Source organism: Streptomyces sp. NPDC001980, assembly GCF_040296885.1.
In the GTDB taxonomy this organism is placed as follows: Bacteria; Actinomycetota; Actinomycetes; order Streptomycetales; family Streptomycetaceae; genus Streptomyces.
The window spans coordinates 24946-38637 of sequence record NZ_JBEOYD010000064.1; the positions used below are offsets into that span (position 1 = coordinate 24946).

Sequence of the window (13692 nt, forward strand, 5' to 3'; positions counted from 1 at the left end):
CCCGCCCGCCGTGACACGGACCATGGTCACAGGAGACCGACCGGAGCGACCGATGAGCACCCCCTGGCAGCGCTACGCCGAAGAGCACGCCCGTACCGTCGACACCATGGCGGCGGTACTGCTGTTCGCCTCGTTCCTGCTCGGCAGCGAGATCACCATGACCACCGAGTCCCGGCCGAACGCGGTCGGGCTGACCATCGCCCTCGCCGCCGTCGGCTGCGGTGCCCTGTTCTGGCAGCGCACCCGGCCGCGCACGGTCGTCGCCGTCGGCGCGGCGGCCACCGCGGCCGCCGCCGGGCTCGGGCAGCTGCCGACCCCGCTGCTGCTGGGCGGCCTGATGCTGGCGCTGTACCGGCTGGCGGTCGACACCGACCGGCCCACCGCGCGCCGGTACTACGTCGCGAGCCTCGCCCTCGTGGTGACCGCCGCCATGGTGCTCGCCCCGGCGGGCGTCCCCTGGCCGCTGGAGACGATCAGTCCGGCCGCCTGGCTGCTGTTGCCGGTCGTCGCCGGCGATGCCGTACGGCTGCAGGGCGCGTATCTCGAAGCGGTGCACGCGCGGGCCGAGTTCGCGGAGCGCGGCCGGGAGGAGGAGGCCAGGCACCGGGTCGCGGAGGAGCGGATGCGGATCGCGCGGGAGCTGCACGACGTGGTCGCCCACCATCTGGCCCTGGCCAACGCCCAGGCCGGCACGGCGGCCCACCTGTCGCGCACCCATCCCGACCAGGTGCACCGGATCCTCGGGGACCTCGCCGGTACAACTGCCTCCGCGCTGCGCGAGCTGAAGGCCACCGTGGGCCTGCTCCGGCAGACCGGCGACCCGGACCTGCCGCTCGCGCCGAGCCCCGGCCTCGACCGGCTGCCCGAGCTGACCGAATCCTGCGAGTCCGCCGGGCTGACCGTGCACGTCAGCGTCGAGGGCACCCCGCGGCCGCTGACGGCGGGCGTGGACCTGACGGCGTACCGGATCGTGCAGGAGGCGCTGACCAACGTCACCAAGCACGCCGCGGCCGAGGCCGCGTACGTCCGGATCGGGTGGGCCCAGGACAGCCTGTCCCTCACGGTCACCGACGACGGCACCGCCGGGGCCGCGGCCGCGCCCGCCGCCGGGCAGGGTTTCGGGCTGATCGGGATGCGGGAGCGGGCCCGGTCGGTCGGCGGCGCCTTCGCCGCCGGGCACCGGGACGGCGGCGGCTACGAGGTCACCACCAGACTGCCGCTGTACCCCAGCGCCACCGAGCCGGAAGAACAAGGGACACCATGACCATCCGCGTGCTCCTCGCCGACGACCAGGCCCTGTTGCGGGCCACCTTCCGGATCCTGATCGAGTCCTGCGCCGACATGGAGGTGGCGGCGGAGGCCACCGACGGCGCCGAGGCGGTCGCGCTCACCCGCTTGCACCGGCCCGACATCGTCCTGATGGACATCCGGATGCCCGGCACCGACGGGCTCGCCGCCACGGCCGCCGTCTGCGCGGACCCGGAGCTGTCCGGCGTGCGGGTGCTGATCCTCACCACGTTCGAGGTCGACGAGTACGTGGCGCAGGCGCTGCGGGCGGGGGCGAGCGGCTTCCTCGGCAAGGACGTGACCGCGGAGGCGCTGCTGGCGGGGATCCGTACGGTGGCGGCCGGCGAGTCGCTGCTCTCCCCCACCGCGACCCGCACCCTCATCACCAGGTTCCTGGCCACGCCCGCGCCCGGTGCCCGGCTCGCCGCCCCCGAACAGCTGCGCGTGCTCACCGCGCGCGAGCGCGAGGTCATGGCGCTGGCGGCCGAGGGCCGCTCCAACGAGGAGATCGCCGAAAAGCTCTTCGTCTCCCCGCTGACCGTGCGCACCCACATCCACCGGGCGATGACCAAGCTGGAAGCCCGGGACCGGGCCCAACTGGTGGTGATGGCCTATCAGTCGGGGCTGGTGCAGATCCCGCCGCCGGCGCCGGAGCCCTGAGCCTGTTCGGGGGAACCGGCCCCGGAGGGCGCGTGCGGCAGCCGTGCCGGGTTCACATCTCCTGCGTGACCGCCCTCCCCGTGATCCCGCCCATGCTCGCCACCGCCGGCAGGCTGCCGCCCGCCGCGCAGGACGCCCGGTGGGCCTACGAGACCAAGCAGGACGGCCAGCGCGTCGTCGTCTACCTGCCCGGCGACGGCAGCGTGCTGCTGCGCGCCCGTTCCGGCGAGGAGATCACCGCCGCCTATCCCGAGCTACGCCCGCTGGCGGAGGCTCTGGGCCGGAGGCCGGCGATCCTGGACGGCGAGGTGCTGGCCGTCGACAAACACGGGCATGCCGACTTCCAGTTGCTGCAGAGCCGGATGGGTCTGGCCCACGCCCCGGCCCGGGCGGCCCGGATGGCGGCCCGGATCCCGGTCCACCTGGTGCTGTTCGACGCCCTGCTGCTGTCGGACCCGCTGCTCACCATGGCGTACGCGGACCGCCGGGCGCGCCTGGAGTCCCTCTCCCTCCAGGGGCCGTACTGGTCGACGCCGAGGGCCGTCGTGGGACACGGCGCCGAGGCGCTGCGGGCGACCCGGGAACACGGTCTGGAGGGCCTGGTCTGCAAGCGGCTCGACTCGGCGTACGAGCCGGGGGTGCGGTCCCGCGCCTGGATCAAGATCCGGAACATGCGCGCCGAGGACGTGATCGTCGGCGGCTGGCTGCCGGGCAAGGGGCGGCTGACCGGGCTGCCGGGCGCGGTGCTGGTCGGCCAGCGGTCCGCCGACGGGCGGCTGCGGTACGTCGGCGGAGTGGGCACCGGCTGGAGTGCGGCGGAGCGGACCGAACTGGCCGCGCTGCTGCGGGCCGCCGCGACCGACTCGTGCCCCTTCGACCCCGTCCCGGCCGTCCCGGGCGCCCGCTGGGTGCTGCCCCGGCTGGTCGGCGAGGTCGGTTACAGCACCCGGACCCGGGCCGGACTCCTCCGCCAGCCGTCCTGGCTCCGGCTGCGCCCGGACCTCGCACCGGAGGAGTCGGCGGCGGACCTGCCGGAGGACATGGGCTGACGGCCGGGCGGCCTCGAAGAGCGCACGTCCCGGCAGCCTGACGGAAGGCGATGCCGAGGGTCACCGCGCTGCAGGCAGCACCAAGCACGGCAGGGCTCGCTCCTTGGCCCCTCTCTCCCCGTCCGGCTCGACCCGATACAGCTTGGCCTGCGGCGTGCGGGTCACCGTTTCCCTCAGGAGGCCGTCCACGAAGAGGGCACCGGCACCGTCCTCCAGCGCCCACCCGGCGGGGAGCGCGCCGGTGGCCACGGCCGCCCGGTAGGAGGAGCGGCGGCCCGGTTCACTGTCGTAGTGCGGGCAGACCGAGCCGGGCAGCAGCCCCAGCCCGTCCGGCAGAAACGTCAGCGGTCCGAAGGAGTCGGTATTCGAAAACACCTCCTGGGGCCCGAGGCCGGACCGGGCGGTGGCCGACAGGATGTCGGAATCGGTGGCCGCCGGGAAGGTCTATCGTGTCCCCATGTCGGTACCCGAGTTGATCCGTATCGTCTCCCGCGACTCACCGATGGCGCTCGCTCAGGTGGCCCGGGTCCGGGCCGAGTTGGCTGCCCTGTATCCGCAGGTGCGCACCGAGGTCGTGCCGGTGAAGACGACCGGCGACAAGTGGCTGGGCGATCTCTCCCTGGTGGAGGGCAAGGGGGCGTTCACCAAGGAGGTGGACGCCGCGCTGCTGGCCGGTGCGGCCGATCTCGCCGTGCACTGTGTGAAGGACGTGCCCGCGGACCGGCCGCTGCCCGCCGGAACGGTGTTCGCGGCGTTCCTGAAGCGGGACGACATCCGCGACGCCCTCGTCCACCCGGGCGGGCTGACCCTGGACGAGCTGCCGCCGGGCACCCGGGTCGGCACTTCCGCGGTCCGCCGGGTGGCCCAGCTGTCGGCGACCCACCCGCATCTGGAGTGCGTGCCCTTCCGCGGCAACGTCAACCGGCGGCTGGAGAAGCTGGCCGCCGGCGAGGCCGACGCGCTGCTGGTGGCGATGTCGGGGCTGGAGCGGATCGACCGCACGGACGTGATCACCGAGGTGCTGGACCCGGAGACGATGATGCCGCCCATCGGCGCGGGCATCCTCGCCCTGCAGTGCCGGGAGGGCGACTCGGAGCTGATCGACGTGGTGAGCGGCCTCGGCGACCCGGCCACCTACCGGGAGGCCACCGCCGAGCGGATGTTCCTGCACGTGCTCCAGGGCCACTGCAACAGCCCGATCGCCGGCTACGCCCGGGTCGACGGCGGCGGTGAGCTGTCGCTGCGCGCCTGCGTGTTCACCCCGGACGGCAAGACCCGGTTGAACGCCCACGAGTGGGCGGGCCGCCTCGACCCGGCCACCCTCGGCACCTCGGTCGCCGTGGCCCTGCTGCGCCAGGGTGCCCGCGAGATCATCGACGGCATCCCGCACTAGGCGCTCCGCTGGGTGGCGCCGGGATGTGTCGTGGTTCGTCCGCGGCGCCGTCGTGGCTGGGCGCGCGGTTCCTCCCCCAGCGCCCCTTCGGGGGCGCTGTCCTGCCGTTCAGGAAGCGGTGGGACCCGGTTCCGTCTGGTCCTTGAGGAAGGCGGTCACCTGGTGGGCCAGGCTGCCCGGGCCGGCCCCCTGGCAGGCCGTGGCGGTGGTGGACTCCAGTACGCCGATGCCGCCCGCCCACAGCCGGCGCTCGGTCCACTCCTCGTCGACGCGCAGCTGAACCTGGATGTCGACCTGGGTGAGGGCGGCCTCCGGGCCGGCGGCGTAGAGGACGGCGGTGGCGCGGCGCAGCGGGTAGACGTCGAAGCCCTCGATGAACTGGGAGTTGCGCCAGTCGATGAACGCGCCCTCACCGTCGGGGCCGACCCGGACGTCGATCTGGCCGTCCTCCAGCTGCACGCTGAAGTGACCGGAGCCGCGGTTCTCGATGGTCACCCGGGCACTGAAGTACGTCAGCCCGGCCGCGGCGTCGTCCCGGCCGCGCGGCGGCTCGGACTTCTCCAGGCGGTGGACGCGGACCCGCAGACCGGCATGCTCGTCGTACTCGTGCCAGTCCCCGACCACGTTCGGCTCGTACACAGTGCCCCTCTCGACCCCCGCTGTTTATCTGTGTGCTCAGCGCACTGTCAAATGAGCGGAATGCGCTGTGGCCAGGGGGTTCGCCCGCTTTGATCGCTGATCAAGCGTTGCGCAGCGGTTATCCCGCCCCGGGGTCCGGGGCGGGTCGCGGGCGCGTGCCGCACATCACGTCGGTGTACCCGGCACCTGCGGCCGGCTCAGCGGGCCAGACGGCCGAGCAGCGAGGAGGCCGCGGTGATGCCGAGAGCGGCGGCGACCGCCAGCACACCGAAGTCGAGGCCGAGGTGGGCGGGCGTGCCGAGCAGCAGGCCGCGCAGGGCGTCGACCTGGTAGCTCAGCGGGTTGATCTTGCTGACCACCTGGAGCCAGCCCGGCATGATCGCCAGCGGGTAGAGGGCGTTGGAACCGAAGAACAGCGGCATGGTGATCGCCTGTCCGATGCCCATGAGCCGGTCGCGGCTGAGGACGATGCCGGCGATGCTCATCGACAGGCAGGAGAAGAAGGCCGAGGCCAGGACGACGGCCAGTGCGACGCCGAGGAGTTTCAGCGGGTTCCAGGTGAGCGAGACGCCGAGGACGGCGGCGATGACGATCACCACGACGGCCTGGATGAGGGACTTCACGCCGGCCGCGAAGGCCTTGCCGGTGATGAGGGCAGAGCGTGGCGTCGGGGTGACGAGGAGTTTGTTGAGGATGCCGGCGTCGCGCTCCCAGATGATCTGGATGCCGTAGAAGATCGCGATGAACATCGCGGACTGGGCGATGATGCCGGGCGCGAGGTAGTCGATGTAGGGGATGCCGCCGGTGGGTATCGCCCGTATCCGGGTGAAGGTCTGGCCGAAGATCAGCAGCCAGAGGGCGGGCTGGATCGCGCGGGTGTAGAGCTCGGTGCGGTCGTGGCGCAGTTTCTGCAGCTCCACGGCGCACATGGCGACCACCCGGGCGGGCAGCAGCCGCCAGCCGGACCGCGGCTGGGGCGGGGTCAGCAGCAGGGACGTGCCCGTGCGCTCAGCCGACACGGTTCGCGGTGCGGCGGGTGCTTCGGACATCGCGGAAACCTCCTGACTGGTCGTCGAGGCCGCTGCCGGCCACGTCGCGGAAGACGTCTTCGAGGGTGGGCAGGGCGTCGGTGCCCTGACGTTCGGCGAGGCCGCGCCTGAGTTCGGTGGGGGTGCCGAGGGCCCGGATGCGGCCGCGGTGCATCAGGCCGATCCGGTCGCAGTGCTGGTCGGCCTCGTCCATGTAGTGGGTGGTGACCAGGACGGTCATGCCGGTTGCCTCGCGTACGGAGTTGATCTGGTCCCACACGCTGGTGCGGGCGATCGGGTCGAGGCCGATGGTCGGTTCGTCGAGGATCAGCAGCCGGGGCGCGCTGACCAGCGCCTGGGCCAGTTCGAGGCGGCGGACCATGCCGCCGGAGTAGGTGCCGGCGAGCCGGTCGGCGGCGTCGGTGAGGTCGACGGCCGCCAGCGCCTCGGCGACCCGCGGGGCGCGCTCGCGCCGGGGGACGTCGAAGACGCGGGCGAACAGCTCGACGTTCTCGCGTCCGGTGAGCCCGCTGTCGGCGGACAGCTGCTGCGGGACGTAGCCGAGCAGCCGGCGCACGGCCATCCGTTCCCGGCCGGTGTCGTGGCCGAAGACGCGGACCATCCCCGCGGGGACGGGCAGCAGGGTGGTGATACAGCGGATGGCGGTGGTCTTGCCGGCGCCGTTGGGGCCCAGCAGGCCGAAGACCTCGCCCTCGCCGACGGTCAGGTCGAGTCCGTCGACGGCCTTGGTCTCTCCGAAGGAGTAGGAGAGCCCGGTGCAGGCGACTGCGGCGGTGTCCGGCGTAGTGTCCGGCGTCATGATTCCCCGGCCTCCTCGTGCAGGGTGTCGGCCAGCCTCCGCAGCGCGGGAAGCGCGGCCCTGAGCGCCTCCCGGTCCGCCTCGTCCAGCCGGGCGACGTGACCGGCGACGAGTTCCGCGCGGCGGCGGTGCCAGTCGGCGAGTCGTTTCTCGGCGTCCTCGGTGAGCAGCAGCCGGGCGGCCCGGCGGTCGGCCGGGTCGGTCTCCCGACGCATGAAGCCGTCCTTGACGAGCTGGTTGACCAGCGTCGACACCGAGTTGCTCGCCAGGTACAGCTCCTTGGCGGCGTCCGAGATCCCGATCCCGGGCCGGGACTCCACCAGCCGCAGCAGCTCCACCTCGGCGCCGCGCAGCCGCGGCCGGGTGAGCCCGCGGCGCAGTCTGCGGCGGATCAGCCGCTGGATGCCGACCAAAGCGTCGGCGAGTTCTTCCGGAAAGGTCTCCGATTCCACACCTCGAAGATTACCTCTGCTACAGAGGTATCTCCCCCAAGGGGCGGTCAAAGGACGAGCCGACGAGAAGACCGCTCGGAGAATAAGAGCCATATAACCCTTTTGTCGGCATTGTTTATCTATACGCCGTTCGGGGCATCCGTAGCACAGTGCTTCGGACCGGAGGCACGTGTGCGTGGGAGTCGACGTCCGCTCGTCGCCCCGTGTCCTCCCCGGGGTCCGAGCGCATTTCTCCCACGGTGTCCGTCCACCAGCACCGTCGAGGGAGGTGCGCGCGATGCGTACCACCTGCACACCCAAGTCCCATCCGCACGACGACGCCCCCGACACGGCCCAGGCCTTCGTACGGCTGGCCGAGCTGCCCGAGAGCCCGGAGCGACGGGCGCTCCGGGACGAGCTGGTCGAGCTGTGGCTGCCCATGGCCGAGCGGATCGCCGTGCGGTTCCGCGGCCGGGGGGAGACCCTGGAGGATCTCTACCAGGTCGCCGCGCTGGGGCTGGTGAAAGCCGTCGACCACTACGATCCGGCGCGTGGCCGGGCCTTCGAGGCCTACGCCGTGCCGACCATCACCGGCGAGATCAAGCGGCACTTCCGGGACCACATGTGGACCCTGCACGTGCCGCGCCGGGTCCAGGAGCTGCGCAACCGGGTCCGGGTCGCCCTCAAGGAGCTGGACCAGACGACCCCGGGGCGCGCGCCCACGGTCGCCGAGATCGCCGCGCTGGCCCAGCTCACCGAGAACGAGGTGCGGGCCGGGATGGAGGCCCTGGAGTGCTACTCGGCGCTGTCGCTGGACGCCGAGGTGCCCGGCGGCGACGGCTACGCCCTCGGCGACACCCTGGGCGGCACGGACCCCGGCTACGACCTGATCGTCGACCGCGCGGCAGCGGAACCCTGCCTCCAGGGCCTGCCCGAGCGCGACCGGCTCATCCTCTACCTGCGGTTCTTCCGCGGTATGACGCAGAGCCGGATAGCCGAACAGCTGGGTATCTCCCAGATGCATGTGTCCCGCCTGCTCAGCGCCTGCTTCGACCGGCTGCGCGAGGAATTGCTGGCCGAGGCCGGCTGAGGCTCATCCGGTGGGCGGCGCGCCGGGGATCTGGGTGGGGCCGTACCGTTCGAGGGCCTCCGCCAGCTCGACGCGGATCTCGGCGGGCATGTCACCGGTGCGCCCCCAGAGCAGGATCAGGTCCGCGACCTTGCGCAGCTTGATGTTGGTGTGCTGGGAGACCTCCTTGAGCACCTCCCAGCCCTCGTCGGGCGTCACCCGGCCGAGCGCGACGACCATCCCGATGGCCTGGTCCACCACGGCATGGGAGGCGACGGCCTCCTTGAGCTGGTCGACCTCTTCCTGCAGGCGGAAGATCCGGTCCGGCTCGCTTTCGCCCATCCATCCATCCTGTCACCCGTCTGGCCCCGCGCCACCGGGGTACTCGGCAGGCATTCCCACCGCCTCGGGTTGGAGACTGGTGGCAGACCGGTCCCCCCGCCGGCCCCGACACCAGGACGCGAGTGCCATGAACCACGACACGCCTCCCCCCGGACCCACGCAGAAGAAGCGGACGGTGGTCTCCACGCACTCGGTCTTCGGTGCCCCGTGCTGGGTGAGCCTGACCAGCCGCGACCTCCGGACGACCGAGGACTTCTACAGTGCGGTGCTCGGCTGGCGATGGCGCAGCGTCCGGCTCGGCGACCACTTCCGGATCGCGCTGGCGGACGGGGTGCCGGTGGCGGGCATCGCCGCGGTCGCCGCGATGTGGCAGATGGCGGTGGCCTGGACGCCGTATTTCGCGGTACCCGACGCGGACGAGGCGGTGGCCCGGGCCCGTGAGCGCGGCGGCACCCCCGCGGTGGGGCCGCTCTCCTTCCCGCCCGGCCGGGCGGCGCTGATCGCCGACCGGGACGGCGCCGTCTTCGGCATCTGGGAGGGGGAACTGGTCTCCAACTGGGAGACCTGGCGGCGGGCCGCCCCCACCTTCATCCGCCTGCACACCCGCAACGCCTTCGACTCGGCGATCTTCTACGGCGAGGTCCTCGGCTGGGCCTCCGGCAAGCCGGGCTGCTGCGAGGTCGAGTACGAGGGCGGCGAGGTCGTGCTGCGCAGCCGCGGCGATGCCGTGGCCCGTATCGACTCGGGGGCGGTGGAGACGGCCCCCGATCCGTCGGTGCGGCCGCACTGGCAGATCCACTTCGCCGTCACCGACGTGGCGGCCTGCGCCCGGATCGCCGAGAAGCACGGCGGCAGCGTGCTGAGCGAGGAGGACACCGAGGCGATCCTGCGCGATCCGGACGGCGCGCAGTTCACGGTGACGACGGCGCGCGGGGCGCGCTGAGCCGCTGCCGGGTTCGTACTGGTGGTCGGGTGCGGGTGCGTCGTGGCTGGCGAGCAACCCCCACGCACCCGCACCCGAAGTACTACCTCGACGGCCGCGACAGCACGACCATGCTTCGCGCCTCCACGCGCAGCCTCGTGCCCGCCTTGCGTTCGCGTTCGTCCGGCATCCCGTCCGCGTCGGCCGTGTCGATGAGGGTCGTCCAGCGCTCGCCGTAGGAGTCGTCGGGCAGCCGGAAGTCGACCGGTTCCCAGTGGCTGTTGAGGAGCAGCAGGAACGAGTCGTCGATCAGGCGCCGCCCGTAGGGGTCGCGTTCGGCGATGGCGTCGCCGTTGAGGAAGACACCGACCGAGTGCGCGTCGGGCCGCTGCCAGTCCCGGTCGGTCATCTCGCGGGCGTCGGGCAGCAGCCACACCAGGTCGGGCAGCGGCTGCCCGGGATGCGTGGTGGTCTCGCCGAGGAAAAAGCGCCGCCTGCGCAGCACGGGGTGGGCGGCGCGCAGCCCGATGACGTACCGGGTGAAGTCGGCGAGGCCCTGCTGCTCCTCGGTCAGTTCCCAGTCGATCCAGGAGACTTCGTTGTCCTGGCAGTAGGCGTTGTTGTTGCCGCGCTGGGTGCGGCCGAGTTCGTCGCCGTGGCTGAGCATGGGGATGCCCTGGGACAGCAGCAGGGTGGCGAGGAGGTTGCGCTGCTGGCGGGCCCGCAGTTCGAGCACGGCCGGATCGGTGGTCTCGCCCTCCGCCCCGCAGTTCCAGGACCGGTTGTGGCTCTCGCCGTCCCGGTTGCCCTCGCCGTTGGCCTGGTTGTGCTTGTCGTTGTACGACACCAGGTCGCGCAGCGTGAAACCGTCGTGCGCGGTGACGAAGTTGACGCTCGCCCGCGGCCGGCGCCTGCTGGCCTGGTACAGGTCGGAGGAGCCGGTGAGCCGGGAGGCGAACTCGCCCAGCGAGCCCGGCTCGGCCCGCCAGAAGTCCCGTACGGCGTCCCGGTAGCGGCCGTTCCACTCCGACCACAGCTGGGGGAAGTTGCCGACCTGGTAGCCGCCCTCGCCGAGGTCCCACGGCTCGGCGATGAGCTTGACCCGGCTGATCACCGGGTCCTGCTGGATCAGGTCGAAGAACGCCGAAAGGCGGTCCACCTCGTGGAACTGCCGCGCCAGGGTGGCCGCGAGGTCGAAGCGGAAGCCGTCGACGTGCATCTCGGTCACCCAGTACCGCAGCGAGTCCATGATCAGCTGGAGCACGTAGGGGTGCCGCATCAGCAGGCTGTTCCCGGTGCCCGTGGTGTCGTAGTAGTGCGCCCAGTCGCCGTCCACCAGCCGGTAGTAGGAGGCGTTGTCGATGCCCCGGAAGGACAGGGTGGGGCCCATCTCGTTGCCCTCGGCGGTGTGGTTGTAGACCACGTCGAGGATCACTTCGAGCCCGGCCGCGTGCAGCGCCTTCACCATCGCCTTGAACTCGTTGACCTGCTGGCCCCGGCTGCCGAAGGCGCCGTAGGCGTTGTGCGGGGCGAAGTAGCCGATGGTGTTGTAGCCCCAGTAGTTGGACAGGTCCCGGTCCTGGAGCACCCCGTCCTGCACGAACTGGTGCACCGGCATCAGCTCGACCGCCGTGACGCCGAGCGAGGTCAGGTGGTCGAGGACCGCCGGGTGCGCGAGACCGGCGTAACTGCCCCTGAGCCGTTCGGGTACTTCCGGATGGGTGAGGGTCAGGCCGCGGACATGGGCCTCGTAGATCACCGAGTCGGAGTACGGCCGCCGGGGCGGGCGGTCGTCGCCCCAGTCGAAGTAGGGGTCGGTGACCACGCCGAGCAGGGAGTGCCCGGCGCTGTCGGCCGGGGCGGGCCCGCCGGGGGTGCGCTCGTAGAGGGAGGCGTGGTTGTCGATCTGGCCGTCTATCGCCCGGGCGTACGGGTCCAGGAGCAGCTTCGCCGGATTGCACCGGTGGCCGAGCTCGGGGGCCCATGGGCCGGTCACCCGGTAGCCGTAGCGCTGTCCGGGCCCGACGCCGGGCAGGTAGGCGTGCCAGACGAAGCCGTCGACCTCGGTCATCGGCACCGTCGTCTCGGTGGCGGCGTCGTTCACCAGCACCAGTTCGACCCGCTCGGCGACCTCGCTGAACAGGGCGAAATTGGTGCCCTGTCCGTCGAAGGAGGCCCCCAGCGGGTAGGGGTGCCCGCTCCACACGGGCACCCCTTTCCGGGACTTCCTCGCGGTCACCGGGCGCCCGCCAGGACGCCGTCGGCGGATGCGGCCAGCTGGGCGACCGGCAGGTCGCGAGGCACCTTGAGGACCTGGCGCAGCCGGGGCGCCGGCCCGGTCGGGACCAGCGGGACGCGCTCCCCGGACCGGGCCCGCTGCGAGAACCAGATGATCTTGCTGCCGGTCTCCGGGGCGCAGCAGCCCCAGCCGTCGCTGGTCGCGGCGAGGTGCGCCAGGCACCCGCGCAGGTCCTGGTCGGGGCGGAGATCGCGGTCGTCGTCGCCGATGGCGGTGATGAGGTGCTGCCCGTTCCACCACATCTCGATGGACGTGTGCTTGTCCGTCGCGTGCTGGTCGATGGCGGTCAGCAGCAGTTCGGCACCGCGGCAGACGGGGTCCACGAGGTTGTCGAGATCCCAGTAACGCAGATGGGCGGCCAGTATGCGGCTGACCTGTCCCACCCGTTCCGGGCTGACCTCCACGTCGAGGTGGTAGTAGCAGGGCACTGCGGTCTTCATTGTCGCTAGCTCCTCACCCGCGAAGCTCCCGCTCCCCCTCGCCCGTCCGGAAATCCGTTCCGGAAGCGCAGCGTGAGCGCTGATCGCTCCTGAGTCACCTTCACTGTGCGGGCGCTACGCCATTCGTGCAACACGAGAGACTCCAGAGGTGGTTGAAGATCCAACAAGACGCTCGGTCATCGTGCGTGCACCATGAGTGAAAGCCTCGATTCGCCGTAACGGCTCCGTGCCCTTCCGTGCCCGGACGCTCCCCCGATCCGGGGACACGTGCCCATTCGAGAGCGTCGGAAGGAACGACACGGCCATGCTGCTACCCGCGAAGGCCGAGGTGGCCCGGCAGCTGCGGCGCTACCGGGCGTGGGAGCGCGTCATGCTCGCCTCGCCGCAGGACCGCGAGGTGCGGTCCACCTTCGAGGACTCGGGCTACACGCTGTGCGTGCTGATGGGCAAGCGCTGCGCCCGGGAGGCGGTGGACGCGGCCGAGCGCTACCTGCGCACCAGCCTCGTCACCTATGTGCGGGAACAGGGTGGGCGGTCCCAGCTGAGCGGGAAGGTCCGGCAGGGGCCGCCGGCGGAACGGCGTTCCGCGAGGCAGTGATCCCGCAGGCGGACCCGCGGGAAGACACCGGTCTTCCGGCACACTACGGACCGCGGAGCCGGGCCCCGGGCCCGGCTCCGCGCACGGCGGAGGTGAGACCCATGAAGGCGACTGAGGCCATCGGCCGCGTTCCGGTGCGTGACGTCCGGCCGGCCGTGGAGTGCGGCAGGCGGCCGGCGAAGGCGGTCCCCGGCGAGACCTTCCAGGTCACCGCCACCGTCTTCCGCGAGGGGCATGACGCCGTCGGCGCCAATGTGGTGCTGTGCGACCCCGAGGGGCGCCCCGGCCCGTGGACGCCGATGCGGGAGCTGGGCTCCGGAACCGACCGCTGGGGCGCCGAGGTCACCCCGGACGCGACGGGCCGCTGGACGTACCACGTGGAGGCCTGGAGCGCCCCGCTCGTCACCTGGCGGCAGCACGCCCGCGTGAAGATCCCCGCGGGCATCGACACGGGCCTGGTCCTGGAGGAGGGCGCCGAGCTGTACGGGCGGGCGGCCGCCGGAGTCCCCGAAGGGCCTGGGCGCGAGCGGGTGTTGGCGGCGGCACGGGCCCTGGGCGACGACTCCCTCCCCCTGCACACGCGGCTGGCGAACGCCCTGGCCCCCGAGGTGGACGAGGTTCTGGCGCGGCATCCGCTGCGGGAGCTGGTGACCGCCTCGGAGCCGCTGCCGTTGCTCGTGGAGCGTGAACGGGCCCTGTACGGCTCCTGGTACGA

General features: G+C 72.2%; 15 protein-coding genes and 1 pseudogene. 8 read left to right on the forward strand and 8 right to left on the reverse strand.

Annotation, left to right across the window (positions count from 1 at the left end):
- Nucleotides 1–52: 52 nt before the first annotated feature.
- The 3 genes from ABT137_RS47445 to ABT137_RS47455 all read left to right on the forward strand — a co-directional run bounded on the left by ABT137_RS47445 (nt 53) and on the right by ABT137_RS47455 (nt 2996).
- The gene (locus ABT137_RS47445) at nt 53–1264 is read left to right on the forward strand and encodes a sensor histidine kinase (RefSeq protein ID WP_351719483.1); all 1212 of its coding nucleotides are present in this window, start codon (nt 53–55) and stop codon (nt 1262–1264) included.
- A complete protein-coding gene (locus ABT137_RS47450; protein WP_351719485.1) occupies nt 1261–1947 on the forward strand; it encodes a response regulator transcription factor in 687 nt (228 codons plus the stop codon). The genes ABT137_RS47445 and ABT137_RS47450 overlap by 4 nt, the downstream gene beginning before the upstream one ends.
- 92 nt (nt 1948–2039) lie before the next feature.
- The gene (locus ABT137_RS47455; RefSeq protein WP_351719515.1) at nt 2040–2996 is read left to right on the forward strand and encodes an ATP-dependent DNA ligase; all 957 of its coding nucleotides are present in this window, start codon (nt 2040–2042) and stop codon (nt 2994–2996) included.
- 60 nt (nt 2997–3056) lie between these two features.
- Here the strand turns inward: ABT137_RS47455 and ABT137_RS47460 are convergent.
- Nucleotides 3057–3365 (reverse strand): annotated as a pseudogene (locus tag ABT137_RS47460) (peptidase E); the annotation flags it as partial.
- An 88-nt stretch (nt 3366–3453) separates the two neighbouring features.
- On the opposite strand from ABT137_RS47460, the gene hemC reads away from it, so the two are divergent.
- Nucleotides 3454–4389, forward strand: a complete 936-nt coding sequence (gene hemC / locus ABT137_RS47465; RefSeq protein ID WP_351719487.1) for a hydroxymethylbilane synthase — start codon at nt 3454–3456, stop codon at nt 4387–4389.
- Nucleotides 4390–4497: 108 nt separating this feature from the next.
- Here hemC and ABT137_RS47470 read toward each other — a convergent pair whose 3' ends face one another.
- From ABT137_RS47470 to ABT137_RS47485, 4 genes are all read right to left on the reverse strand, one after another.
- On the reverse strand, nt 4498–5028 hold the full coding sequence (locus ABT137_RS47470; protein WP_351719490.1) for a hypothetical protein: 531 nt from the start codon (nt 5026–5028) through the stop codon (nt 4498–4500).
- A 197-nt stretch (nt 5029–5225) separates the two neighbouring features.
- The gene (locus ABT137_RS47475) at nt 5226–6077 is read right to left on the reverse strand and encodes an ABC transporter permease (RefSeq protein ID WP_351719492.1); all 852 of its coding nucleotides are present in this window, start codon (nt 6075–6077) and stop codon (nt 5226–5228) included.
- Nucleotides 6037–6876, reverse strand: a complete 840-nt coding sequence (locus ABT137_RS47480; RefSeq protein ID WP_351719494.1) for an ABC transporter ATP-binding protein — start codon at nt 6874–6876, stop codon at nt 6037–6039. The genes ABT137_RS47475 and ABT137_RS47480 overlap by 41 nt, the downstream gene beginning before the upstream one ends.
- On the reverse strand, nt 6873–7328 hold the full coding sequence (locus ABT137_RS47485; RefSeq protein WP_351719496.1) for a MarR family winged helix-turn-helix transcriptional regulator: 456 nt from the start codon (nt 7326–7328) through the stop codon (nt 6873–6875). Before ABT137_RS47485 ends, ABT137_RS47480 begins: the two co-directional genes overlap by 4 nt.
- Before the next feature lie 277 nt (nt 7329–7605).
- Here ABT137_RS47485 and ABT137_RS47490 point away from each other — a divergent pair, with 277 nt between their 5' ends.
- On the forward strand, nt 7606–8397 hold the full coding sequence (locus tag ABT137_RS47490; RefSeq protein ID WP_351719498.1) for an RNA polymerase sigma factor SigF: 792 nt from the start codon (nt 7606–7608) through the stop codon (nt 8395–8397).
- A gap of 3 nt (nt 8398–8400) precedes the next feature.
- Here ABT137_RS47490 and ABT137_RS47495 read toward each other — a convergent pair whose 3' ends face one another.
- Nucleotides 8401–8718 carry an ANTAR domain-containing protein gene (locus ABT137_RS47495; protein WP_351719501.1) on the reverse strand — a complete coding sequence of 106 codons (318 nt, stop codon included), beginning with the start codon at nt 8716–8718 and terminating at the stop codon, nt 8401–8403.
- Nucleotides 8719–8845: 127 nt separating this feature from the next.
- On the opposite strand from ABT137_RS47495, the gene ABT137_RS47500 reads away from it, so the two are divergent.
- Nucleotides 8846–9661, forward strand: a complete 816-nt coding sequence (locus tag ABT137_RS47500; protein WP_351719503.1) for a VOC family protein — start codon at nt 8846–8848, stop codon at nt 9659–9661.
- Nucleotides 9662–9743: 82 nt separating this feature from the next.
- Here ABT137_RS47500 and glgX read toward each other — a convergent pair whose 3' ends face one another.
- Both glgX and ABT137_RS47510 read right to left on the reverse strand, forming a co-directional pair.
- Nucleotides 9744–11852 carry a glycogen debranching protein GlgX gene (gene glgX, locus ABT137_RS47505; protein WP_351719506.1) on the reverse strand — a complete coding sequence of 703 codons (2109 nt, stop codon included), beginning with the start codon at nt 11850–11852 and terminating at the stop codon, nt 9744–9746.
- A gap of 23 nt (nt 11853–11875) precedes the next feature.
- Nucleotides 11876–12379 carry a pep a2 gene (locus ABT137_RS47510; protein WP_351719508.1) on the reverse strand — a complete coding sequence of 168 codons (504 nt, stop codon included), beginning with the start codon at nt 12377–12379 and terminating at the stop codon, nt 11876–11878.
- Nucleotides 12380–12683: 304 nt separating this feature from the next.
- Between ABT137_RS47510 and ABT137_RS47515 the strand changes: the two genes are divergently transcribed.
- Nucleotides 12684–12977: a DUF5133 domain-containing protein gene (locus ABT137_RS47515; RefSeq protein WP_294002897.1), complete on the forward strand. Its 294-nt coding sequence runs from the start codon at nt 12684–12686 to the stop codon at nt 12975–12977.
- Nucleotides 12978–13078: 101 nt separating this feature from the next.
- Nucleotides 13079–13692: maltotransferase domain-containing protein (locus tag ABT137_RS47520; protein ID WP_351719510.1), on the forward strand; the 614-nt coding region annotated here is incomplete at its 3' end.